Annotated in this window: 25 protein-coding genes; 18 read left to right on the top strand and 7 right to left on the bottom strand. The window is 40.7% G+C overall.

Features of this window, described 5'->3' with window-relative positions:
* Positions 1 to 15: 15 nt before the first annotated feature.
* Together ACRWQM_RS07465 and katG are read right to left on the bottom strand one after the other, a co-directional pair.
* Positions 16 to 369 carry a YkgJ family cysteine cluster protein gene (locus tag ACRWQM_RS07465; RefSeq protein ID WP_235084494.1) on the bottom strand — a complete coding sequence of 118 codons (354 nt, stop codon included), beginning with the start codon at positions 367 to 369 and terminating at the stop codon, positions 16 to 18.
* Positions 370 to 599: 230 nt separating this feature from the next.
* Entirely contained in the window at positions 600 to 2756 is a 2157-nt protein-coding gene (katG, locus tag ACRWQM_RS07460) for a catalase/peroxidase HPI (protein ID WP_434931735.1), read from the bottom strand.
* Positions 2757 to 3142: 386 nt separating this feature from the next.
* Here katG and ACRWQM_RS07455 point away from each other — a divergent pair, with 386 nt between their 5' ends.
* From ACRWQM_RS07455 to ACRWQM_RS07430, 6 genes are all read left to right on the top strand, one after another.
* Positions 3143 to 3805, top strand: a complete 663-nt coding sequence (locus ACRWQM_RS07455) for a response regulator transcription factor (protein ID WP_226415377.1) — start codon at positions 3143 to 3145, stop codon at positions 3803 to 3805.
* Positions 3805 to 4404, top strand: coding sequence for a DUF938 domain-containing protein (locus ACRWQM_RS07450; RefSeq protein WP_434931998.1), 600 nt, complete (start codon positions 3805 to 3807; stop codon positions 4402 to 4404). The genes ACRWQM_RS07455 and ACRWQM_RS07450 overlap by 1 nt, the downstream gene beginning before the upstream one ends.
* Positions 4405 to 4499: 95 nt before the next feature.
* Positions 4500 to 5345, top strand: a complete 846-nt coding sequence (locus ACRWQM_RS07445; protein WP_434931734.1) for a D-hexose-6-phosphate mutarotase — start codon at positions 4500 to 4502, stop codon at positions 5343 to 5345.
* Positions 5346 to 5438: 93 nt separating this feature from the next.
* Positions 5439 to 8594 (top strand): YdbH domain-containing protein, encoded by a 3156-nt coding sequence (locus ACRWQM_RS07440; RefSeq protein WP_434931733.1) that lies wholly within the window; start codon positions 5439 to 5441, stop codon positions 8592 to 8594.
* A gap of 43 nt (positions 8595 to 8637) precedes the next feature.
* Entirely contained in the window at positions 8638 to 8796 is a 159-nt protein-coding gene (locus ACRWQM_RS07435) for a YnbE family lipoprotein (protein ID WP_226415897.1), read from the top strand.
* 12 nt (positions 8797 to 8808) lie between these two features.
* Entirely contained in the window at positions 8809 to 9129 is a 321-nt protein-coding gene (locus ACRWQM_RS07430; RefSeq protein WP_434926380.1) for a YdbL family protein, read from the top strand.
* Between the two features lie 125 nt (positions 9130 to 9254).
* Here ACRWQM_RS07430 and ACRWQM_RS07425 read toward each other — a convergent pair whose 3' ends face one another.
* Positions 9255 to 10007, bottom strand: a complete 753-nt coding sequence (locus tag ACRWQM_RS07425; protein ID WP_434931997.1) for a Nif3-like dinuclear metal center hexameric protein — start codon at positions 10005 to 10007, stop codon at positions 9255 to 9257.
* 174 nt (positions 10008 to 10181) lie between these two features.
* Here ACRWQM_RS07425 and ACRWQM_RS07420 point away from each other — a divergent pair, with 174 nt between their 5' ends.
* The gene (locus ACRWQM_RS07420; RefSeq protein WP_434931732.1) at positions 10182 to 10364 is read left to right on the top strand and encodes a hypothetical protein; all 183 of its coding nucleotides are present in this window, start codon (positions 10182 to 10184) and stop codon (positions 10362 to 10364) included.
* A 120-nt stretch (positions 10365 to 10484) separates the two neighbouring features.
* Positions 10485 to 10862: a hypothetical protein gene (locus tag ACRWQM_RS07415; protein WP_434931731.1), complete on the top strand. Its 378-nt coding sequence runs from the start codon at positions 10485 to 10487 to the stop codon at positions 10860 to 10862.
* A gap of 87 nt (positions 10863 to 10949) precedes the next feature.
* Here the strand turns inward: ACRWQM_RS07415 and ACRWQM_RS07410 are convergent, their stop codons facing one another.
* Positions 10950 to 11438: a glycine zipper 2TM domain-containing protein gene (locus ACRWQM_RS07410; protein ID WP_434931730.1), complete on the bottom strand. Its 489-nt coding sequence runs from the start codon at positions 11436 to 11438 to the stop codon at positions 10950 to 10952.
* A gap of 54 nt (positions 11439 to 11492) precedes the next feature.
* Here ACRWQM_RS07410 and aat point away from each other — a divergent pair, with 54 nt between their 5' ends.
* From aat to infA, 3 genes are all read left to right on the top strand, one after another.
* Positions 11493 to 12200 carry a leucyl/phenylalanyl-tRNA--protein transferase gene (gene aat, locus ACRWQM_RS07405; RefSeq protein WP_434931729.1) on the top strand — a complete coding sequence of 236 codons (708 nt, stop codon included), beginning with the start codon at positions 11493 to 11495 and terminating at the stop codon, positions 12198 to 12200.
* A complete protein-coding gene (locus tag ACRWQM_RS07400; protein ID WP_434926385.1) occupies positions 12190 to 12909 on the top strand; it encodes an arginyltransferase in 720 nt (239 codons plus the stop codon). Before aat ends, ACRWQM_RS07400 begins: the two co-directional genes overlap by 11 nt.
* Positions 12910 to 12986: 77 nt before the next feature.
* On the top strand, positions 12987 to 13205 hold the full coding sequence (infA, locus tag ACRWQM_RS07395) for a translation initiation factor IF-1 (protein WP_011496276.1): 219 nt from the start codon (positions 12987 to 12989) through the stop codon (positions 13203 to 13205).
* A gap of 205 nt (positions 13206 to 13410) precedes the next feature.
* Here infA and clpA read toward each other — a convergent pair whose 3' ends face one another.
* Together clpA and clpS are read right to left on the bottom strand one after the other, a co-directional pair.
* Positions 13411 to 15669 (bottom strand): ATP-dependent Clp protease ATP-binding subunit ClpA, encoded by a 2259-nt coding sequence (gene clpA / locus ACRWQM_RS07390; protein WP_434926386.1) that lies wholly within the window; start codon positions 15667 to 15669, stop codon positions 13411 to 13413.
* Between the two features lie 59 nt (positions 15670 to 15728).
* Positions 15729 to 16037, bottom strand: coding sequence for an ATP-dependent Clp protease adapter ClpS (gene clpS, locus ACRWQM_RS07385; protein WP_434926387.1), 309 nt, complete (start codon positions 16035 to 16037; stop codon positions 15729 to 15731).
* Positions 16038 to 16232: 195 nt separating this feature from the next.
* Between clpS and cspD the strand changes: the two genes are divergently transcribed.
* On the top strand, positions 16233 to 16439 hold the full coding sequence (gene cspD / locus ACRWQM_RS07380; RefSeq protein ID WP_226415349.1) for a cold shock domain-containing protein CspD: 207 nt from the start codon (positions 16233 to 16235) through the stop codon (positions 16437 to 16439).
* Positions 16440 to 16565: 126 nt separating this feature from the next.
* Here the strand turns inward: cspD and ACRWQM_RS07375 are convergent, their stop codons facing one another.
* Positions 16566 to 18791: an NADP-dependent isocitrate dehydrogenase gene (locus ACRWQM_RS07375; RefSeq protein WP_434931728.1), complete on the bottom strand. Its 2226-nt coding sequence runs from the start codon at positions 18789 to 18791 to the stop codon at positions 16566 to 16568.
* 585 nt (positions 18792 to 19376) lie between these two features.
* On the opposite strand from ACRWQM_RS07375, the gene ACRWQM_RS07370 reads away from it, so the two are divergent.
* The 6 genes from ACRWQM_RS07370 to ACRWQM_RS07345 all read left to right on the top strand — a co-directional run bounded on the left by ACRWQM_RS07370 (position 19377) and on the right by ACRWQM_RS07345 (position 25165).
* Positions 19377 to 20078, top strand: coding sequence for an rRNA large subunit pseudouridine synthase E (locus tag ACRWQM_RS07370; protein ID WP_434931727.1), 702 nt, complete (start codon positions 19377 to 19379; stop codon positions 20076 to 20078).
* A gap of 67 nt (positions 20079 to 20145) precedes the next feature.
* Complete coding sequence (locus ACRWQM_RS07365) at positions 20146 to 20604, top strand: NUDIX hydrolase (protein WP_434931726.1); 459 nt, start codon at positions 20146 to 20148, stop codon at positions 20602 to 20604.
* Between the two features lie 152 nt (positions 20605 to 20756).
* Positions 20757 to 21872, top strand: a complete 1116-nt coding sequence (gene mnmA, locus ACRWQM_RS07360) for a tRNA 2-thiouridine(34) synthase MnmA (RefSeq protein ID WP_434931725.1) — start codon at positions 20757 to 20759, stop codon at positions 21870 to 21872.
* Between the two features lie 12 nt (positions 21873 to 21884).
* Entirely contained in the window at positions 21885 to 22505 is a 621-nt protein-coding gene (gene hflD, locus ACRWQM_RS07355; RefSeq protein WP_434931724.1) for a high frequency lysogenization protein HflD, read from the top strand.
* 47 nt (positions 22506 to 22552) lie between these two features.
* Positions 22553 to 23923, top strand: a complete 1371-nt coding sequence (purB, locus tag ACRWQM_RS07350) for an adenylosuccinate lyase (protein ID WP_434931723.1) — start codon at positions 22553 to 22555, stop codon at positions 23921 to 23923.
* A gap of 105 nt (positions 23924 to 24028) precedes the next feature.
* Entirely contained in the window at positions 24029 to 25165 is a 1137-nt protein-coding gene (locus ACRWQM_RS07345) for a JmjC domain-containing protein (protein WP_434931722.1), read from the top strand.
* Positions 25166 to 25199: the final 34 nt, after the last annotated feature.

The following is a 25199-nucleotide window of genomic DNA, read 5'->3' as shown; positions in this document are numbered from 1 at the left end:
CCAACCACATCACATTTACACTAATACCTGGCGGGTATTTTTGATGAAATGATGAATTTGATTTTCAACTTTAATATCAATCATCTCTTGGGGACGACAGCTATTTGGGCATGGCATATTAGGTGTAGTACCAAATAACCGGCATATTAATGGTCTTTCATCGTAAACCGTACAACCATTTGGCCCTAAATGTACGCAGTTAAACTCATTTAATGCCGCGTCATGCTCAGCATCTGTTTTCACTGGTAAACGTGACATTTCTTCTGAGGAGGTGGTGACAGGCCCGCAGCAGTCGTGGCAACCTGGTTTACATTCAAACGTCGGAATACGATCCCGTAAATGGTCAACTATCTCTCGGTTATTATTCATAACGGCCTAATATTCTATAATTTATCGTTATTATAGTGGCATACATACCACATTAGAAGTTGATCTTGGTTCTGGAGAGCATCAAGCTGATGAGCAAGTGTGAGGTTATATGATTAATAGACCGTAAACAGTATATAAAAAAACCACTGTACCGCGTATCTTAATACGCAATACAATGGTTTACATTCAAATATTGCCTTTAGATTTGCAATCTAAGCAGCTATTTATGTTTACGCTATATCAAAACGGTCTGCATTCATTACTTTAGACCATGCGGCGATAAAGTCTTCAACAAACTTTTGTTTGTTGTCATCTTGAGCATACACTTCTGCATACCCCCGAAGAATCGAGTTAGAGCCGAATACCAAATCAACCCGCGTTGCAGTCCATTTAACTTTACCGCTATCTCGCTCACATATTTGATACAGATTTTTGCCTGCTGGTTTCCAGGAATAATTCATATCTGTCAAATTGACGAAGAAGTCGTTAGTTAACGCGCCCTCTTGCTCAGTAAATACCCCGTGTTTGGTATTATCGTGGTTAGTACCAAGTACCCGCATGCCGCCTACTAATACTGTCATTTCGTGGGCGTTTAGCCCCATCAATTGAGTACGGTCTAGCATTAGCTCTTCCGCGCTCACGGCATAATCGTTTTTAAGCCAGTTACGATAAGCATCATGAATGGGCTCTAGCACATCAAATGACTCAGTATCGGTCATTTCAGCTGTAGCATCACCCCGACCTGGCGTGAATGGTACTGATACATCACTACCTGCAAGCTTAGCCGCCTTTTCAATACCGACATTACCAGCCAGAACAATGACATCAGCCATGCTTGCACCGCTTTGTTTTGCTATTGGCTGCAATACCGCTATCACTTTAGATAAGCGTGCAGGCTCATTACCCAGCCATTGATTCTGTGGCGCCAAACAAATACGAGCGCCATTAGCACCACCACGAAGATCAGATGACCTAAAGGTTCGCGCACTATCCCATGCTGTGGCGACCATTTCGCTGATTGTTAAATTACTGGCGGCAATCTTGTCTTTAATCGCCTGAATATCGTAGTCAGTTTTACCTGCTGGTACAGGATCTTGCCAAATTAAGGTCTCTTCTGGCACATCAGGGCCAATGTAGCGAGCTTTAGGTCCTAAATCACGGTGGGTTAATTTAAACCAGGCTCTAGCAAACACATCAGAGAAATATGCAGGGTCTTTGGCAAATCGTTCGGTGATTTTACGATACTCAGGATCCATTTTCATGGCCATATCGGCATCGGTCATAATTGGATTACATTTAATCGATGCATCTTCAACGTCAGCAGGTTTGTGCTCGTCTTTTATGTCTACAGGTTCCCACTGCCAGGCGCCTGCGGGGCTTTTCTTAAGCTGCCAATCATAATTGAGTAGCATGTCAAAGTAGCCGTTGTCCCATTGGGTTGGATGAGTTGTCCATGCGCCTTCTATACCGCTGGTGACAGTATCACGGCCTATGCCGCGTTTGGTTTTATTTAACCAGCCAAAGCCTTGGTCTTCAATCTCAGCACCTTCAGGCTCAGCGCCTAATAACGAGGCATCGCCATTACCATGGGCTTTACCTACAGTATGACCGCCAGCAGTTAGTGCTACCGTTTCTTCATCATTCATTGCCATGCGGGCAAAGGTTTCACGTACATCTTTAGCTGTTTTAAGTGGATCAGGGTTGCCGTCTACGCCCTCAGGGTTAACATAAATAAGCCCCATCATCACAGCGGCTAACGGATTGGCTAACTCACGGTCTCCTGAGTATCGGCTATTCGCGTTATCAGAAGTTGCTAACCACTCTTTTTCAGCGCCCCAGTAGATATCTTTCTCTGGGTGCCAAACGTCTTGACGACCAAAGGCAAAACCAAATGTTTTCAATCCCATAGATTCATAAGCTATGGTGCCTGCATAGGCAATTAAATCGGCCCAACTTAGCTTATTACCGTATTTTTTCTTGATCGGCCAAAGTAGACGGCGTGCTTTATCCAAGTTACCGTTGTCTGGCCATGAATTTATTGGGGCAAAACGTTGATTTCCCGTACTGGCTCCGCCTCGACCATCGGCAATTCGGTATGTTCCTGCAGCGTGCCAAGTCATACGGATCATTAGTCCACCGTAATGGCCCCAATCCGCTGGCCACCATGATTGGCTGTCAGTCATGAGTAAGTGAAGATCTTTTTTAAGAGACTCAACATCGAGCTTTTTAACTTCGTCTTGATAATTGAAATCAAGTCCCATCGGATTGGTTTTGTTGTCGTGTTGATGAAGAATGTCTAGATTTAGCGCTTTAGGCCACCACTCCATATGTGACATATCACTCTGTGTCGCGCCGCCGTGCATAACTGGGCATTTACCTGCTGACATTGTGTGTCTCCTATTAGTTACTTAAAAAAGGCATTTAATTGTGCTGCGTCAGTAACATTGAAACTCTACTTTTTAAATCACTTACTTAAACTGACGCACTAACTTAGCAGCTATATACTAAAAAACATGGGGTTAGGATCAAAAAAAACCAACCTTTATCAAGTATTAAGCTTAGTTAATGCGTTATGAATTTCAATATTTCACCGCTCAACCACCATGTATAGACCATTCAACCGATTAAGATAGCCAATTTAATTAGACCAAAGTCTACTTTTGTTGTAATTTTGCACTGTTGTCGGTTCATTTAGACACAAAGCAATGGAATACCAGATAACTTTTCTGTTACATTGATTTAATCTTCAAGCGCAACAACGAATATAAAAGCCATGAAGCTAGAAAATTTAAGTATCATTATTGCCGACGACCACCCCTTATTTCGTAATGCCTTGCGACAAGCTTTAAGCTTAGCTTTTAATAACACCCAATGGTTTGAAGCTGACAGCGCAGAAGCATTACAAAAATTGATGGACTCAACCGAAGTCCCTGTTGACCTTATTTTGTTAGATTTACAAATGCCGGGATCACATGGGTATTCGACGCTTATCCATTTGCGCAGTCATTACCCTAATATTCCTGTTGTGGTCATTTCCGCACATGAAGACATCAATACCATAAGCCGTGCCATACATTATGGTAGCAGTGGTTTTATCCCTAAATCGTCATCAATGGAAACCTTAGCAGAAGCCCTAAATGCCGTTTTATATGGCGATATTTGGTTGCCCGCAGGCACCCAAATTTTGCCAGTAAGTGATGATCCGACAGACCAAATGGCTAGCCGATTATCTGATTTAACCCCACAGCAGTACAAAGTATTACAAATGTTTGCCGAAGGATTATTAAATAAGCAGATTGCCTATGACTTTGGTGTGTCAGAAGCGACCATTAAGGCCCATGCTACGGCTATTTTTCGTAAACTCGGGGTTCGTAATCGCACGCAAGCGGTTATAGCGTTACAGCAACTGCTTATGGATAAGGTTAATTTATCTTGATTGAGTTAGCGCTTTTACCCTTTTCTCAAGCGTGTGAAAACAACAAACAACCCATTTTAGATATTATTGCGCCACGGTTAATTAACCCACTTCATTTATTGGAAGTGGGAACTGGCACAGGTCAACATGCGGTATTTTTTGCCCGTCAATTACCACATATTTGTTGGCAAGCCAGCGACCAAGTCGTTAACTTAAATCATATCAATGCCCGTATTGCGCAGGCTAATATCATTAATTTACCCGCAGCAATTGCCTTAGATGTTAGTCAGCAGTGGCCTAAGCAAATATTTGATGCTATTTATACTGCCAATACCTTGCACATTATGAGTCGCAAGCTAGTTGAAGCTTTTTTTGTCGGTGTCGGGCAAGTAACTAAAGTAAATAGCCAAGTATTTATATACGGGCCATTTAACTATAACGGACATTTTACCAGCGACAGTAATGCCAATTTTGAACAGTGGCTTAAACAAAATGATCCCTCAAGTGGAATACGAGATATTGAATGGATACTGGCATTAGCCAAAGCACAGCAATTAATGTTAATTGACGACTTTAGTATGCCTGCCAACAACCGTTTATTGCATTTTATCAAGCGATAATTTCCACAGTTGAATAACTTACTTTTTTGAATAAAAAACGTTAACTTACTACACAGCCTTAAAACACCACGAAGTTGAACACAAGGAAATGTATTATGGGTTCAGTGACCACCAAAAAACATCAGAATGGTCTTGATTATGTCGAGGTCAGTACCGATTTATGCCAAGCACGGATCTTTCTTCAAGGGGCACAAATTGACCAGTTCACCCCGACTGGCAAAGCACCATTATTATGGGTATCAGCAGCAGACGATTATCAAGTAGGTAATGGGATCCGCGGCGGTATACCCGTTTGTTGGCCATGGTTTGGTATGAGTGGCAATGACGGATTTCCTCAACACGGTTTTGCCCGTACTCGGCTTTGGAGTCTTGACTCTATCAATATGCACGATGAAATAGTGGATTTGATATTTAGCCTAAAGCTCACAGAACAAGACCGCCAATATTGGCCACATGATACCGAAGTTAAAGTGCTATTTACCCTAAGTGATACTTTATCCGTCAGTATCGTTAATAAAAATAATGCTAACTATCCTGTCAGTTTAACCCAAGCACTCCATACCTATTTACCTATTAATGATATTCATCAACTGTCAGCCACAGGTTTTGACGGTTCTAAGTATATTGAATTTGGTGAAGGTCCTTATCAACAACCCAATGATAAAGTGAACTTTGATAAAGAAACAGATCGAGTGTATACGGATTTATCGCCAGTTCAGCACTTACACACGCCAACTGGGATTATCGAAGTTAGCCGAGAAAACAGCCTATCGGCAGTATTGTGGAATCCGTGGATAGAAAAGTCGACTCGCCTTTCTCGTTTTAAAGCAGATGACTACCTCACTATGGTATGTTTAGAAGCCGCCAATGTATTGGATGACAAGGTGACCTTATCTCCCGGCGAAACCCACACTCTAACAACCCATATCCGCTGGGTTTAAACGGTTAATTCTGCATTAATTCAACAATAGATAACATTACTTTTAAGCCAGAGTTTGATACGCTGGCTTTTTATTTAACTTCTTGAAGTGTTAATGATTAAAGGCATATTCACCGTTAAGCGAATATTACTACTTTTACTGCTGATGATTATCGGTGCAACGTGGTATGTCAGCCAAAATATTCACCCTATCAGTATCAAGGTGCTCAACAAACTGTTATCACCCTATGATATTCAAGTACTGAACTTAGACACACAGTTAGTATCGATAAATCAGCTACGCATTCCTCGGCTTATCTTACAAATAGAAGACAGTTACATTTCCATACAAGGTTTTGAACTCACCCTAACAGATACCCTTGCCATAGCAAAAAAACAACAACTCGATCCCAGTGACATTGTTAAGTTGAGTAGTAAAAGCGTTTATGTTGATTTAGGCGCTAGCTTTTTTAACCGTCAAACTCAGCAACAAACCGAGTCCAGTGCAGCATGGCAATTAGTATTTAACCACATCCCCGACATTGATTTAGGTGAAACGATAATTCGCTTACCCGCTTTGCCCGCTGCCGGACCTGAATTAACCACGGCTAATGGTGTTGTGACTCATTTTCGCCACAGTTTAAAAATGGATACATTTACTCTTAACCCACAAGGCGCTTTATCTACCCTGTGGCGATTCGATGACAATGAATTATTTAACGTTAATGCGCAAATAATGCCAACACAATTGCACTTGTCCACCAAATTGAATCTCAAACAAAGTCAGCTTGGATTAAATGCATTATCAGACTATCTCACGGCCGCTATCACTTCGCTTAAAGCTAAGAGAAGTGAGCAGGAAACATACGGCATGATTGTTGGAATCCAACAACAATTAGCCACTGTTTTAGCCCCTCTTAAGCAATATCAAATTGATATTGATGGTAATTGGCATGCCGATACCCAAATTAACTTAACCAATAATGAAATTTATTCGGTTAATCATTTCATCGCACTCAAAGTTGAGTCACAAAAATTTGAGCACTTAGCATTTAATGTACCTGATGACTTTAAAATAGAAGTGGATGTTAAACAACAACCTGTTCCTGCAGGTATAAACCAAGGTGCGCAAAATATTTTTGCAGCCAAAATCGATATAGCGCCCTTTGAACAACAAATCAGTTTTAATCAACTTCAGCTTAGTCAACTTCTTAAACAGTTGTTTGCGGATAATATCGCGTCTCAGCTTAATGCGTTTATTGACGGTCTAAAAGTTGACTCACGCGACGCCACTAGCCAGATTGGTTTATTGGTATCAGTGCCTAAACCAAGTTTATTGTGGTTACCTTTAGCGGCATTAGAAACAAATGAACATTCAAATAATAATACTAGCGCTGTAGTGCCAGTCAGTTTTTTCACACCTGAAATTATTGCCAGTGTCTCAGGCGGTATTATCGACAACACCTTTCGTCTAACTGATGTTCAGGTCAATGATTTAGGCGAAATCCATATCGCCCCCTCTGTTGAATTAGACATCACTCAAGCAGTTGACATGGTGAAGCTATTTGCGCCATTAACCGAGTTCCCCTTAGCACTAACATTACCCTTTAATGAATTCACCTTGTCTAAAGCACGCGTAACCTTTGAAGCAGAATTTGAACGTTTATTAAATAAGCATAATAACAGTGAACAACATACGCTAAATAAAGACTTTACTGATAAGCTCATTATTATGCCTTCAAGCCAAATTTTAATGTCTCAGTTATATGTGAATAAAAATAACTCAGCATTAGAATCGACCATCGCCCAAACGAGCTCACAAAGCTTTACTAGTACAGAAATGAGCATTCAATTTCACCAACAAAGTAAATTTGAATCGACAACAGGTTATACTCAGCTAACGTTAGCCCCATTACAACTTGAACTGCAAAAAGTTAACGCTGTAGCAATCGATTCCATAGGTAAAAAGCAATCACTTTCTGCTAAGAGTGCTCAATTTGATTGGCTGCCATCAACTCATTTTACATGGCAAGTAAACACAACTAACAGCCTTATTGATCAATTCCTTGCGCAAAGCAGTCAATATCAAATTAGTAGTCAATTAGATCATATCAAACTCAGCCAGACACTCCCAAAACAGCGAAAACAGGCGTTACTTAATTTGGGTCATGTCAGTTTAAAACAGCAAACATCTGTAGATAAAGGCTTAATTCAAAGCCAAGAACAATGGCAATTTGATAATATCAATGCCACCAGCAAACACTTCTTTCAGCCTAAATCTCAATCGCTAGCAGGACAATGGCTGCTAGAAACCGATATTAGCCAAGCATTACCTACCATAGGTAAAAATCAGCCTATTGCACCAGGTTTAAACATCGCAGGTCGGGTTAAGGTAGCAAGCAGCTATTCAATGAGAGAGCAGGATGGAATCCAATATTTTGAAATGTTAATCCAACCTCAACTGACCGATTTAAACCTTGATTATATCGACTATTATATTTCAGACTCTTGGATCAATACTCAATGCCAATTTAATTGGCAACAACACATTGAAGATTCGATATCAACAAGTCAGCTAATATGCCCTGAAACCAACATCAATATCGCAAAAGGCCGTGCGGGATTACTGTTTAGCAATCTGAATTTGCAAGCTAATATTGAACTCAACATGGATCCGACTAAGCCACTGAATAATTGGTTACAAAAGCTGACAGGACTGAGTGAAACAGATATCAAAATGACCCTAAGAGGTGATGCTTTGGGGGGCCAATTTCTTGTGCCAGAGTTTGTATTCAAACTGCATGATAAATCCCATGGCTATTTACTGTTACAAGGCTTAAGCCTTAAACAGTTGCTTGAGCAGCAACCGCAAGTGGGTGTGCATGCTGATGGCATCTTTGATGGCGTTTTACCCGCCGAATTTATTAACGGTGAACTGACTATAACAGGTGGACATATAGCCGCACGACAGCCTGGCGGCCTAATTAAAGTGGATAATAATGAAGCCATTGAACAATTAAAACAATCACAGCCTTATCTGAACTTAGTCTTCGGTGCTTTAGAACATTTAAACTACCAGCAGTTATCGGGTAAAGTTGCAATGCACTCTAATGGCGATGCACAAATTAATGTTGCCATTAAAGGTAAAAGCCTGGATATTGCTCGGCCAATTCATCTTAACTACACCCATGAAGAAAATTTGATTCAATTGTACCGCAGCACCCAAATTGGTAATCAGCTACAATCGAATATAGAGAAGTCCGTTAAATAAGGAAGACACTGTGAAACTTGCCGCCCTGTTTGCTTCAACTTTGATGTTAATCAGCTTAGTTTCAGCCTGTACGCCCACGGTTAGAATTGAGCCATCAGATAAGCCTATTGTGATCAATTTAAACGTTAAAATTGAGCATGATATTAGAATAAAAGTGGATAAAGAACTCGATAATTTATTAGAAAACGAGCAGCTATTTTAATAGGAATTTAATATGAAATATACCTTACCCGCCCTATTAGTTAGCTTACTGCTCAGTTTCAATGCATCGGCGATGACGTTACAGGATGCTAAAAATAATGCACTTGTGGGTGAACAAATTAACGGTTACCTGGCGGTAATAACAAGCTCTGCCGAGGTTGAGGCATTAGTCACTGATATTAATGCTAAGCGTTTACAACATTATCAACGTATAGCTCAAAAGAATGGCCTCAGTACTGCCAGCGTAGCAAAACTCGCCGCAGAAAAAGCCATTGAAGCGGCTAATACAGGCCATATCTATCAGGATAAAAAAGGCATATGGCAAACCAAGTAAAGACACAAATACTTTGTTTTAACCACTGAGATAATTTTAATTTAACTACCGAATCAAATTAACGGATCAAATTGTTCAATAAAAAAGCCCAGAAACTTCTGGGCTTTTGCTTGAAACATCCTAAATCAAACCGGATTAACCACATCGACAAAATGATGAGTTAAGCCAAACTTATCCGCTAAATGCTCACCTAAAGCCTGAATACCATAACGCTCAGTTGCGTGGTGGCCTGCTGCAAAATAATGAATATTTTGCTCCATTGCACTGTGGTAAGTTCGCTCTGACACCTCACCACTAATAAATGCATCTACACCCATCTTAACGGCATAATCAATATAGCCTTGCGCCCCACCAGTACACCAGGCAAGGGTATTAATAGGTTTACTGCTATCGCCAATATGTAGCGCTGGTCTTTTCAACACCTGACTTATGTGAGCATTGAACTCGCTGGCACTCATGGTTTGCATTAAATGACCGTGCCATAATAAATCTTGCGGAACATCTTCATAAACAGTTGGATTTAAAATACCTAGTTGCTGTGCAAGTTGCACATTATTACCGACACCATGATGAGCATCTAGCGGAAGATGATAGCCAAATAAGTTAATGTTATTATCCATGAGTGCTTTAATGCGTTTGTATTTCATTCCAGTTAATACTTCAGGCTCATTTTTCCAAAAAAAGCCATGGTGAACCAAAATAGCATCGGCGTTCAAAGCAATGGCTTGTTCTATTAACGGTTGGCAGGCTGTCACCCCAGTCACAATTGTGCGAATAGCGTCTTTGCCCTGCACTTGTAATCCGTTTGGCGCATAATCTTTAAATTTTGCGACATTCAAAAACTCATTTAGGTAAGTTGACAAAGAATGACGATCTATTTCGTTATGACTCATGGTAGTAATCCATTATTGATGCTGGGTTAATCATATTATTTTACAGTATCTGCTAATCAAGTGACACCCTATAAAAAGCATGAAAAATGATTCATTTGAGTACCTTAATGCTTAAGACTAAGATGAATTAATATTTTTCAATGGTGTCAGGGACGGTATATGAAACATTTATCACGATTTTGGATATTAATGCTCTGCATTTTGGCTACTTTAGCCTGTTATGTAATGGGATTTTCATCTGGCATTGCCGCTTTTATAGGTTTAGGAATATTATTCGAGGTGTTGTTTTGGGGACTTATCATTGTTAAAAGTTGTGCTTCAAACAGACAAAACAACACCTAAAGTACCAACAATAACAAATACTGTTTAACATAAAAAATACCCTAAATTGGACTTTTGTGTCATTTAACCTATAAAATTAGCTCAAACCAAAAAGTAAGTTAGCTAAAAATAGGTTAAATTATGACAACATTATCAAAGGAAGACGTTATTAGCTCATTGCAGGCTGCATTAGAAAAACAGTCAGGTACTGCAGTTAACATCGAACAATCTGGAAGTTGGTATAAAATTGATGGCGGAAAATCAGTTCGTTTTAGTGAGCTAGAATCAATGCTAGCAGAAATGGATAGTGGTTCACAAAGCGCCATGAAGGTGGCAACAAAACCCGCAGCTAAAAAAGCCACCGTGACAAAAGCAAAACCAGCTGCCGCTAAAAAAACCTCTTCTACGACAGTTAAATCAGCTCAAGCGAGTGAAGGTTCAGGCTTAAGCCCAAAAGAGCTATGGCGTGCAAAACTTGAAAATGCCAAAGGTAAAAATACCTTACCGCGTGGTTTTTAAATTGATTTAAATTCCAACAATAAAGGCGCTTTATGCGCCTTTGTTATTTCTAAACGTGATATGTTTAAATAGATTACATTGCTAAAGTTACATCGCCACATCAACTCGAACATAACCCTGTAAGTAAACAACTCTGACTTCATCTCCGGCTTTAAACACCATTCCAGGATCTAAGTCTTGAATGATCATCACTTGAGTACCGTCTTCTTGTTTAATCATCATTTCAACTAATTTGTACTCAAGATAATATTCTTGACTACCATATTGGTTCGCAATTCCACCACCTAATAGTGCCCCAAGTACTGTGGCAACATCTTGTCCGGATCCACCACCAAATTGATGACCAATAACCCCGCCAATAAGCGCACCACCAAAAGTTCGCCACCCTTGGTTTTTATCGGCGACCAGTTGTTTCTCGGTAATATTTTTAACCGATTCAATATAACCATAGAGTACTTTTTCTACGGGTACTGCTTGGTTTCTGTCGTAAGCTGCCAATACTGGCGAATTTACGCTGCCGAACAGAAATATTAACAGTAAAAAACCAGATAATTTACTCGCTGAGATGTTCAACATACGCTTTTTCCGTTAACTTAATAAGTAAGGTTTATATGCTAACTATAATCAATTGTGAAATCACTGTCTTATTTAAATGAGTTAATTAATTTTCCCCCACCAGAACAGGCCTTATCTGAACCTAACGGCTTATTAGCTGTAGGGGGTGATTTATCTCCAGCAAGATTATTGGAGGCGTATTATCATGGTATTTTCCCCTGGTTTAATGTAAATGACCCAATATTATGGTGGTCACCTAATCCAAGAGCAGTATTTACTCCCAAAATGAATTTTGGCAGTAAAAGTTTAAAAAAGTATCTAAAGAAAGTACCTTGGCGATACACCATCAATCATGCTTTTTTGGATGTGATGGCAGGATGCGCGCAGCCTCGAGCCGGTCAAAATGGCACCTGGATCACCCCAGAAATTCAAATGGCTTATTACGAGTTACACTTACAAGGGTTCGCCCATTCGTTTGAAGTATGGGATGAGGATCGGCTAATTGGTGGCCTATATGGTATTCCAATAGGTAAGGTGTTTTGCGGTGAATCGATGTTTCATCGGCAAACCAATGCCTCAAAAGCAGCATTTACCATGTTAAATCAACATTTGGCAAAGCATGATTTTGCGCTTATTGACGCTCAATTAGTTAACCCACACTTGATTAATTTAGGCGCAGAGACAGTTAATAGAACCTCATTTTTGACGACTTTAAGACAAAATAGAGAACTAGATGTTTCACCTAATATATGGCTCAAACAAGAGGTAAAATTTGAATTCTAAATCTGTCACAGTAGGAATTAGTAAACCTTTTGATTGCAGCTATATCGTTGGTAATCAAGAGCAACTACTGGTTATTCAAGAGTCTCATCTTGATGGGCAATTGTTTGAACAATTACTCGCGATGGGCTTTAGACGTAATGGGAATGCGATTTATAAACCGCGTTGTCCTGCTTGCCAGGCATGCCAGTCTATCCGTGTGCCCGTGCAAACATTTATGTTGTCAAAACGTCAAAAACGCACCTTAAAAAAAAATCAACACTTGCATTGGAAAGTGGTTGAAAGCAGCACTCCTGCTCATTATGCATTATATGACCGCTACATAAGTGCACGTCATCACGATGGGCCGATGTACCCACCTTCACAGGCTCAATTTGATGATTTTTTATTGTGTGATTGGCTACCATCAACCTTTATAGAACTCTACGATCAAGATAAATTGATTGGCGTTGCTGTCACAGATAATCTTGCCCACAGCTTATCGGCAATTTACAGTTACTTTGATCCAGACTATGAAAAAAATTCATTAGGTTCTTTGATGATTTTAATCCAGTGCCAGCTGGCAAAATCCCTAGGTAAACACTTCATCTATTTGGGTTATCAAATCGATGAAAATCGTAAAATGTCTTATAAGCGCCAATATCGCCCTTACCAAATATTAACTGCTGACGGTTGGCAAAATGAAGAGCAAGTTAAGCCGTTATCTTGTTAACGGCCTTTACAGCAAGGCGTTTTTGCGGCATGATACGCCCGATTTTCATATTTGAAGGCTAATGGGATAATTTATTAATGGCGAAAGAAGACAACATTGAAATGCAAGGGACTATCCTTGAGACCTTGCCCAACACAATGTTCCGCGTAGAGCTTGAAAATGGACATGTGGTGATAGCCCACATTTCTGGCAAAATGCGCAAAAACTACATCCGTATTTTAACGGGTGATAAAGTCACTGTTCAGTTGACTCCTTATGATTTATCTAAAGGACGTATCGTCTTCCGCGCACGTTAATGATTATAGTTTTCGTATGAAAAAAACCGACTCTTGTGTCGGTTTTTTTATAGTCACTGTTACGATAATGTAGGCATAAAGCTGATTGGTATTCTGGTGCAATTTTTACTTCACAAAAACCAACTCAGCAAGCTCTTATCATTATAAAGCCATAAAAAAAGATGGCAGTGGCCATCTTTTTTATAAAACTCATTATATCGATATATTAAGACACTTTTTCAGGTGTTTCACACTCGATATAAATCTCACCGTCTTTAACGTCGATATGCGCTATGCCACCGGCTTCAAGCTTACCGAATAGGATTTCATCCGCTAATGGGCGTTTAATCAATTCAGTGACCACACGGCTCATTGGACGCGCTCCCATGTCTTTGTCATAACCTTTCTCAGCAAGCAAGGTACGGGCTTCATCACTGACCTCTAAGGTGACACGTTTATCATCTAACTGAGCTTGAAGTTCAACTAAGAACTTGTCGACCACTTTGGCAATCACGGTTAAGTCTAAATGGTTAAACCACACAATCGAATCTAACCGGTTACGAAACTCAGGTGTGAACACTTTATTGATTTCAGCAAGCGCATCTTGGGTATGATCTTGCTGTTGAAAGCCAATCGATTTACGAATGGTTTCTTGCACACCCGCGTTGGTTGTCATCACTAATGTGACATTGCGAAAATCAGCTTTACGGCCATTGTTATCGGTTAAGGTACCGTGATCCATAACCTGTAGTAACAAGTTATATACTTCAGGATGCGCTTTTTCAATTTCATCTAAAAGCACAACACAATGTGGGTTTTTAATCACCGCATCGGTCAATTGACCACCTTGATCATAACCGACATAGCCTGGAGGTGCGCCTATCAAGCGTGAGACCGCGTGGCGTTCCATGTACTCTGACATGTCAAAGCGAATTAGCTTTAAGCTTAACGCAGCGGCTAATTGATTGGTCACTTCCGTCTTGCCCACCCCTGTAGGGCCTGCAAATAAGAAACTACCAACCGGCTTTTTATCGCTACCTAAACCGCTGCGAGAGAGACGGATAGCCGCTGATAAGCTCTCAATGGCCTTATCTTGGCCAAAAACCACCATCTTAAGGTTCCGCTCAAGGTTTTTAAGTAAGTCCTTGTCAGAAGAGGATACCGACTTTTCAGGAATACGCGCAAGTTTAGCGATAATGGCTTCGATTTCAGCTTGGCCAATGGTTTTCTTGCGTTTGCTTGCGGGCATCATCACCATGCGAGCACCCGCTTCATCAATGACGTCAATCGCTTTATCTGGCAAGTGACGATCATTAATGTGCTTGGCGGATAAAATAGCCGCGCTGCTGATTGCTGCTTGGGTATAACGAACACCATGATACTCTTCGTATTTAGACTTTAAACCCATCAAAATTTTAGTGGTTTCAGCAACAGAAGGCTCATTGACATCAATTTTTTGGAAGCGACGCGCCAATGCCCGGTCTTTTTCAAAAATACTTTGATATTCCTGGAACGTGGTTGAACCCATGCAACGTAATTTGCCACTAGACAATAATGGTTTGAGTAAATTAGAGGCATCCATGACGCCGCCAGAGGCCGCACCAGCGCCAATAATGGTATGAATTTCATCGATAAATAAAATGGCATGTTCATCTGCGGCTAGTTCTTTGAGCAAGCTTTTAAAGCGTTTCTCAAAATCACCACGGTATTTTGTTCCGGCCAATAATGAGCCCATGTCTAATGAATACACAGTGGCATTCGCCATCACTTCAGGCACTTGCTTATTGACAATACGGTAGGCTAACCCTTCGGCAATAGCAGTTTTACCAACACCGGCCTCACCCACTAACAAGGGATTGTTTTTGCGGCGACGACATAATGTTTGTACCGCACGCTCAACTTCTGCATCGCGGCCAATGAGTGGGTCAATGACCCCGTCTATTGATAACTGATTTAGGTTGGCTGCAAATTGCGACAACATGCTGCGATCTTCAGCTGACTCAGATTGATCTTCTGAATGTTCACTGCCGCCATCATCGGCTTTTTCTTCATCTTTTGAAAAACCGTGGGAAATGTAATTAACCACATCTAGACGAGTAATTTCGCAACGACGTAATAAATACACTGCCTGTGACTCTTGCTCACTGAAAATGGCAACCAAAACATTGGCTCCGGTGACTTCATTACGCCCAGATGATTGAACATGAAATACTGCTCGTTGCAAAACACGCTGAAAACCCAATGTTGGTTGGGTTTCTTTTTCATCTGCACTATCTGCAATAATTGGCGTGGTTTGTTGAATAAAATTATGCACTTCTTCACGAAGTTTATTAATGTCGGCCCCACAAGCAATCAACGCCTCATAAGCTGCGGGGTTGTCTAATAGCGCTAATAATAAATGTTCTACCGTCATGTACTCATGACGCGAATCTCTAGCTTGCTGAAACGCTAGGTTCAAGGTGACTTCTAAGTCTTTGTTCAGCATAAGCACCCCCTCAAATTAACCACAAACTGCAGAGTAAGATTATTATGTCTTAAGCTACACTATTCTTTCTCTAAACTACACAGTAACGGATGTTGGTTTTCTCTTGCACACTGATTTACTTGTAACACTTTAGTTTCAGCAATGCCGAATGGAAAAACACCACAGAGTCCTTTTCCTTGGTGATGAATAGCTAACATGATATCCACTGCCTGCTGTTCATTCTTATCAAAGAAACGTTGTAACACTTCAACGACAAAATCCATTGGCGTGTAATCATCATTATTTAAGACTACCTTATAGAGATTGGGTCTTTGAATGTCTGATTCAACTTTTTCTTCAACTTTTTCAATGCTGCCTATTTTAGCCATGCTTTAATACTAGCCTCTCATTTCAATACCGACCACATGATAATAATAAATTAATTTAATGTTGTCTTTTTGTTAATTTCCGCTTGACTTCTTTTCGTACAAATTTCATTCTGTTTGTCAGGCGGCGTTTAAAGACCGCTGAATAATAAGTTTTACTATCTTACTGGTAAGTAGACAAAAGAAGGAAGTGGAAGTATGGCAAGCGGAACTGTTAAATGGTTCAACAACGCCAAAGGATTCGGGTTTATTTGCCCAGATCAGGGTGGCGAAGATGTATTTGCGCATTATTCAACTATAGAAATGGAAGGTTACCGTACGCTTAAAGCGGGACAACCAGTTTCTTTTGAAATAGAAGCAGGCCCTAAAGGGATGCATGCTTCAGCCATTTCACCAACTAATTAGTTGGATGGAACTATAAAGCAAAAAGACAGGGATTTTAATCCCTGTCTTTTTTATTTTTAGTAAATAAATTTGAAAAAACAAAAACGCGCCCAACTAGGCGCGTTTTTTATTAGCTTAAGTAAGGTCTTACGCCAAAATTAAACTGTTTAACGTTTTGCTTGGGCGCATTGCTTGTTCAGCTTTAACAGCATCTAAACGGTAATATCCGCCTAAATCAACTGCTGGGCCTTGTGCTTCATTAAGTTCAGCAACAATAACCGCTTCATTTGACAATAAGTCTGTCGCTAACTTTGTAAACTTAGCGGCAAGAACTGCGTCAGTCGTTTGTGCTGCAAGTGCTTGTGCCCAGTAAAGTGCTAAATAGAAATGCGAACCACGGTTGTCTAACTCACCCACTCTGCGTGATGGAGACTTATTACAATCAAGGAATTGACCGATAGCCACGTCTAACGCATCGGCAAGTACTTGCGCTTCTGTATTGCCCGTTGTTTGGCTTAGGTGTTCAAGTGAAGCTGCAAGTGCTAAGAACTCACCTAAAGAATCCCAACGCAAGTGGTTTTCTTTTTCAACTTGTTGCACGTGTTTTGGCGCTGAACCACCTGCACCGGTTTCAAACAATCCACCACCGTTCATTAATGGCACGATAGATAGCATTTTGGCACTTGTGCCTAATTCAAGGATTGGGAATAAATCTGTTAGGTAATCACGTAAAACGTTACCGGTAACAGAAATTGTATCTTCACCTTTAATGATGCGATCTAATGTGAAACGGGTAGCATCTACTGGTGACATAATACGGATATCTAACCCAGCAGTGTCACTGTCAGCTAAATAGGTATTCACTTTTTTGATGATCTCAGCATCGTGAGCACGGTTGCTGTCTAACCAAAATACCGCAGGTGTATTGCTTAAACGTGAACGCTTAACAGCAAGTTTTACCCAGTCACGGATTGGGGCATCTTTCACTTGGCACATGCGGTAAATATCGCCCGCTTCAACCGCGTGGCTCATAATGACATCACCCGCTTGATTGATAACCTTAACGGTACCAGCTGCTGTGATTTCAAATGTTTTGTCGTGGCTACCGTATTCTTCTGCTTTTTGCGCCATCAAACCTACGTTAGGTACACTACCCATTGTTGTTGGATTGAATGCACCATTGGCTTTACAGAATGCGATAGTCTCTTGATAAACACCGGCATAACAACGATCTGGGATCATCGCTTTAGTGTCTTTCAATTGACCATCTGGGCCCCACATTTGGCCTGAAGAACGAATAGCTGCAGGCATAGAAGCATCAATAATGATGTCACTTGGCACGTGTAGGTTGGTAATACCTTTATCTGAATCAACCATAGCAAGTGCTGGACGTGCGGCATAAACTGCAGCAATATCTGCTTCAACTTCAGCACGCTGTGCGTCTGGTAAAGATTTAATTTTGGCATATACATCGCCAAAACCATTATTAACATCAACGCCTAACTCAGCAAACAAGGCACTGTGTTTATCAAATACCGCTTTAAAGAACACTTTAACGGCGTGACCAAATAAAATCGGATCAGATACTTTCATCATCGTTGCTTTCAAGTGAAGCGATAATAAAATATCTTCTGATTTAGCAGCTTCAATTTCATGGGTATAGAATTCAATTAATGCTTTCTTACTCATTACTGCAGTATCAATCACTTCGTCAGCTAATAACGCTAAACCTGATTTTAATACTTGCTCGCTGCCATCGGCTTTCGCTAAAACGATACTGACTTTGTCAGCAGCCGTTAACGTCACTGATAATTCGCTGCCATAAAAATCGCCTTCGTTCATATGAGCAACGTGTGACTTAGAATCACTCGCCCATTTACCCATTGAATGTGGGTTTTTCTTGGCGTAATTTTTTACAGACGTTGGCGCACGACGATCTGAATTGCCTTCACGTAATACAGGGTTTACTGCACTGCCTTTAATTTTGTCATAACGTGACTGAGTTTCTTTCTCAGCGTCAGTTTTTGGCTCATCCGGATAGTTTGGAATGTCATAGCCTTTAGCTTGAAGCTCAGCAATACACGCTTTTAACTGTGGCACTGACGCGCTGACGTTAGGTAATTTAATGATGTTAGCTTCAGGCTGGTTAGCTAATTCACCTAACTCCGTTAATGCATCAGCAATTTTCTGATCTACTGTTAAATTCTCAGGAAAGTTAGCAAGCACACGACCAGATAAGGAAATGTCACGTGTTTCAACTTTAACGCCTGCGGCATTAGTAAAGGTACGAATAATAGGTAACAGAGAAAGTGTCGCTAATGCTGGTGCTTCATCGGTTTCAGTATAAATAATCGTTGGAGAGTTATCTTTCATGGTTTTTCCTACATTATTGTAAATTAATAATTTATTAGAATATTTTGGTGCGGATATAAAGTCGATTTCACGCTTATGTCATCATGCAAGCATAATCTGTATACATTGATGAAATGAAGTTGAGCCAATACACCCTATTAGTGAGTACCCATTAAATGTGCATCGCTAACCTGTGTTATTTGTTCCAACGCTGGTGAAATCCCCAATCCCATTTTTTATTATTATTAGTACTTGCTGCATTGCTTTAGATACCAAGCAATGAAAAATCAGTTACTTGCTTCATAGCAACCGTTGAGCTTTCATCGTCAAAAATCATATCGAAAGATCAATTGTCACTGGTACAGTAAACCCATTTTTTAAAAAAATTAGGTGCAGATCACAATTTTCAGGCCAACATCATAGAGCATTCTGAATAATATTCAAATTCCACTTATGGCGAATAAGCAGTAAACTTGTTGCTGTTCATTTTATTTTACTGTTTTAATGCTGATTAAACTTAAGTTAACCCTTGGTTTTCAATAGCCGACTTTACTTTGGCTAAATTGAGACAATTGCATAAACACACAAAGGCTTTCAGTTCCCATTATGGCGCTTCCAGCAAATAAAAAATCGACTAAAAAACCGTTCAACAGTAAAGCATCTAAAGCTGCTTCAAATTTTTTTGCTGATAAAAAACAAATATATAAAAAACCATCTCCTACTTCACCTCACTCGGGTAAAGTAAAGCCAAGGCCGTCAAACCCAGTCATTGTGTTGTTTAATAAACCCTTTGATGTGCTATGCCAGTTTACTGACGAAGCGGGCAGGCAGACCTTGAAAGATTTTATCCCCATAGCCGATGTTTATGCCGCGGGACGCTTAGATAGAGACAGTGAAGGATTATTACTACTCACTAATGATGGCCAATTACAGGCAAAAATTACCCAGCCAAACCAGAAAACATTTAAAACCTATTGGGTACAAGTTGAAGGCGAGCCTACCCAAGATGCGATAACCGCGCTTCAATTAGGCGTTGAATTAAAAGACGGTAAGACCTTACCTGCCAAGGTACGTTTAATGCCAACACCTGATGTTTGGCCACGAACACCTCCAGTAAGAGAGCGCAAAGCTATCCCGACCAGCTGGTTAGAAATTCAAATATGCGAAGGAAAAAATCGCCAGGTAAGGCGAATGACGGCACATATCGGTTACCCTACACTTAGATTAATCCGTTATAAAATAGGTCAATGGTGTTTGGATGATCTTCAAAGTGGTGAATTTTCGGTACTGCCAGCAAGCAGTACATAACGGCAATAAAGTGGCGTGTAAACTAGGCTTATTGCTATTACAATCATGATCAATTTAAGAGAAATTTATGAGCCCGCGATATAAACCTAACACCACAGTGGCTTCTGTCATTCATTGTAGCGGTAAGTTTTTATTGGTTGAAGAATGGATTGATGGACAAATACGTTATAACCAGCCTGCTGGGCATCTAGAAGCTAACGAGACCATTATAGCCGCCTGCAAACGTGAAGTACTGGAAGAAACAGGCCTTAATATCACCCCATCTGGGTTAGTCGGCATTTATCAATTTACCGCCGCCAATGATGTCGCATTTGTTAGGTTTAGTTTTTGTGTCGAGCTACCTGTGCAGGTCACTGCTATTCCACAAGACAGCGTAATTACTGCTACCCACTGGTTTACACGCGATGAAATAAGTTCAAAATCGACGCAAATGCGCAGCCCATTAGTGCTTAAATCTATCGATGATTTTTTAGACCAACAAGGCCAACATTATCCGCTAGATGTGCTGAATGCAGACTACTTTTGAACGCGGTATACATGAAACAAACAAACCCAGCTTCAAGATAGCCCCAAAGGCTAATGCGTGATAGAATATGCGCCGCAGAATTTACACAATTTCCCTTTTTGCAATGCCCTAAAAGGGCGTTTCATTGATACACTGAACGGTTTATAGGATCTATGACATCAATCACACCCACTAATGGTAAAAAAGTCATCGTTGGCATGTCCGGCGGTGTGGACTCTTCAGTTTCAGCTTATCTGCTCATGCAGCAAGGCTATGAGGTTGAAGGTCTATTTATGAAAAACTGGGAAGAAGATGACACCGATGAATATTGTGCTGCCAGTGATGATCTTAAAGATGCACAATCGGTTTGCGACAAGCTAGGCATTAAATTACATACGGTCAACTTTGCCGCTGAATATTGGGATAATGTTTTTGAGTACTTTTTAGCCGAGTATAAGGCTGGCCGTACACCTAACCCCGATATCATGTGCAACAAAGAAATCAAATTCAAAGCGTTTTTAGAATTCGCTGATGAAATTTTAGACGCTGATTACATCGCTATGGGCCATTATGTTCGCCGACGTGACAATGCCGACGGTACTACCCAAATGCTACGTGGCGTTGATGGTAATAAAGATCAAAGCTATTTTTTATACACGCTCAGCCATGAGCAAGTCGCACGTAGCTTATTCCCTGTCGGCGAGCTAGAAAAACACCAGGTACGTGATATTGCTAAAGAAATGGGCTTAATCACCCATGACAAAAAAGACAGTACAGGTATTTGTTTTATCGGCGAACGTAAATTCACTGATTTTTTAGCCACTTATCTTCCTGCATTACCAGGTAGCATTGAAACAGCTGAAGGTGAAGTCATTGGTACTCACCAGGGCTTGATGTACCACACTTTAGGTCAACGTAAAGGTTTGGGGATTGGCGGCTTAAAAAATAGCAATGACGATCCTTGGTATGTGGTTGATAAAGACATAGACCGCAATGTGCTTGTGGTTGGCCAAGGTGGTCATCATCCACGGTTAATGTCTGTTGGCATGATGGTGAATCAGTTAGATTGGGTTGATCGTAAAGGCCCTGCTGATGCAAGCAGTATCAGCGTAAAAACTCGTTATCGTCAACGTGATGTTAACTGTAAAATTAAACACATCAACAATGACACTATCGAAGTCATTTTTGATGAACCTGTTGCCGCTGTTACCCCTGGGCAATCAGCAGTATTTTATGATGGTGAAGTATGCTTAGGCGGCGGCATCATTGATAATTTAATTAAGGGATAGGTAAGCCGCACAGTGACTGACAATATATTATATGAACGCACTATGGCTTTTGCAGGCATTTTACAGGCCATCGGGCAAGTACAATATATCGCCCGCCATGGTGAGAGTGACGAGCAAGCCCTAGCGGCAAGCCTTAATACAATTTTGGTGACTAATCCTGATGGCATTACCGATGTGTATCCTGATAAGGATTTATTGGATAAAGGCTATCAGCTTATTCAAAACCAACTAGGTGACGGCAGCAATAAAGACGTTGAAACGACGCGTTATCTGGTTGGTGTATTGGCATTAGAGCGTAAGCTATCTCGCTCACCTAACGGCTTAGGCATGCTTGCTGAACGTATAAGTCAAGTGCATCGTCAACTTCACCATTTTGCGATTACCGATGAACAAGTATTGGCTAATTTTGCCAGTATTTACAGCGATGTGATTAGCGCCCTTGGCCCTAAATTACAAATTTCGGGTAATCCTGCATTTTTAAAGCAAACACATGTGCAGCATAAAATTCGCTCCCTATTATTATCGGCTATGCGCAGCGCGGTACTGTGGCGTCAATTAGGCGGCAAACGTCGCCACTTAGTGTTTGCTCGTAAAGCAATATTTGATATGGCTGTCAGCAGCCAGCAAAAATAAATAATTCGAATCACCCTACAATATAAAAGTTCATCAAGGAGCTTCAAATGGATCTTTCCGCACTGACTGCTATCTCGCCGGTAGACGGTCGTTATGGTAGTAAAACCGCCTCATTAAGAGGGATTTTCAGCGAGTTCGGTCTTACTAAGTACCGCGTACAAGTTGAGATCAATTGGTTAAAATTGTTATCTAGCTGTCCTGACATTGAAGAAGTGCCACCGTTCAGTGAAACAGCACTGGCTTTATTAGACAGCATCAAAGATAACTTCAGTGAGCAAGATGCATTACGTGTTAAAGCTATCGAAAGCACCACTAACCATGATGTCAAAGCCGTTGAATACTTCATTAAAGAACAAATTGCTGATAATGCTGAATTAGTCGCAATAGATGAATTTGTTCACTTTGCTTGTACATCTGAAGACATCAATAACTTGTCACATGGGTTAATGTTAAAAGAAGCACGTGAATTAGTCCTTGTGCCACAGTGCCAGCAAATTATTGATGCGATTAAAAAGTTAGCCCATGACAATAAAACCGTGCCTTTAATGTCGCGTACCCATGGACAACCAGCCTCACCTTCTACCTTAGGTAAAGAAATGGCTAACGTGGTTGTCCGTTTAGAGCGCCAATTGAAGCAAATTAAAGCCGTAGAAATTATGGGTAAGATTAATGGCGCAGTAGGTAACTATAACGCCCACCTATCAGCATACCCAGAAGTAGATTGGCATGAATTGTCACAACGTTTTGTGACCAGTTTAGGTATTCATTGGAATGCTTACACCACTCAAATTGAACCGCATGATTATATCGCAGAGCTATTTGATGCTATCGCGCGCTTTAACACCATTTTAATCGATTTCGATCGTGACATTTGGGGCTATGTTGCCTTAGGTCACTTCAAACAACGTACCATTGCTGGTGAAATTGGTTCTTCAACCATGCCACATAAAGTTAACCCTATCGACTTTGAAAATTCTGAAGGTAACTTAGGTATCGCCAATGCATTAATGCAACACTTAGCGGCCAAATTACCGGTTTCTCGCTGGCAGCGCGACCTTACCGACTCAACGGTATTACGTAACTTAGGTGTGGGTATTGCACATTCATTGATTGCATATCAAGCCACGTTAAAAGGCATTAGCAAGCTAGAAGTAAACGAAGCGCACCTTCGTGCAGAATTAGATGTTAACTGGGAAGTACTTGCTGAGCCAGTGCAAACCGTTATGCGTCGTTATGGCATTGAAAAGCCATATGAGAAGCTAAAAGAATTAACCCGCGGTAAACGCATAGATGCACAACAATTAGCGGTATTTATCGATGGACTTGAGCTACCCGCTGAAGTAAAAATCGAACTTAAGAAAATGACCCCAGCTAATTACATTGGCCGTGCAGAAGCCTTTGTTGACGAACTAAAATAAAACGTCAGCTGAGGTGTATTCACCTCACTGAATCTAGCGGCAGTTCGACATTCGAGTTGCCGCTTTTCTTTTATAATGCTTTCACACCGAACAGAGAGTAAGACCATGTATCAATTAACTTTTGACACCCAAGCATTCATAAAAAAGCACTGGCAACAAACCCCAGTGGTATTAACACAAGCCTTCGAGGACTTTGTTGACCCGATTGCCGCAGATGAATTAGCTGGTCTTGCTTGTGAAGAAGAAATTTCATCACGTATTGTGGTCACTGAAGCAAACCAGAATCAATGGAACGTTATTCAAGGCCCATTTGAAGATTATGATGCTTATGGTGAGACCCACTGGCAACTGTTAGTTCAGGCCGTTAATCATTGGTATCCAGACTCGCAACCATTAGTGGATGCTTTCCGCTTTTTACCTGATTGGCGTTTTGATGATTTAATGGTGTCCTTTGCGACCCCATTAGGCGGAGTCGGACCACACATAGATAATTATGATGTGTTTATTATTCAAGGTGAAGGTGAACGTCGCTGGAAAGTGGGTAATAAAGGCGATCATAAGCGTCGCGGTGGTGACGAAAACTCGCCATTAGTAGAAGATTTTGAGCCGATTATCGACGTGGTATTGAAAAAAGGTGATGTGTTATATATCCCACCTGGATACCCACATTGCGGTGAAACCTTATCTTTAGCTATAAGCTATTCAATAGGTTTCAGGGCACCAAGCCAACAAGAGTTGCTAACTCAGCTAGCTGATTCACTGATTGATAACAACAGTGGCCACCAGCGTTTCACCTCAGACTCAGAAGCCCTAGAACCAGGAATAGTGAGTCAAGAACAACAACAAGGGATTATGCAGCTATTAGCTGAGCTGGCTACCCAACCTGAAAATTATCAAACTATGTTAGGTAAGCTATTAAGTCAAAATCGTTTTGAGCTTGATATTTGTGAAGGTGAAGAGCCGCTTGATTTAGAAGAATTACAACAAGTCATTGAAGATGGCGCCAGCATATTGCGCATTGGCGGCTTAAAAGTATTACGTTTAGAAAATGATAATATTAGCCGCTTGTTTATTAATGGTGAAGTGTTTGCACTTGAAAATGTTACCGAAGCAGAACTTGTAAGCTTTGCTAATACTGTGAATTTAGACAATGAACTTGCTGCAACAATGTTCGACAATTTAGCGATTGCAGAACTATTAGTTGAGCTGATAAATCAGGGTCTGTATTACCTAGCTGAGTAATGTTTTAACTCATTTGAATAAAATAAAAAAGGCA

The sequence above is a fragment of the Shewanella sp. HL-SH5 genome (assembly GCF_051163755.1).
Classification (GTDB): Bacteria; Pseudomonadota; Gammaproteobacteria; order Enterobacterales; family Shewanellaceae; genus Shewanella; species Shewanella glacialimarina.
This window is presented reverse-complemented; position numbering and strand designations above follow the sequence as displayed.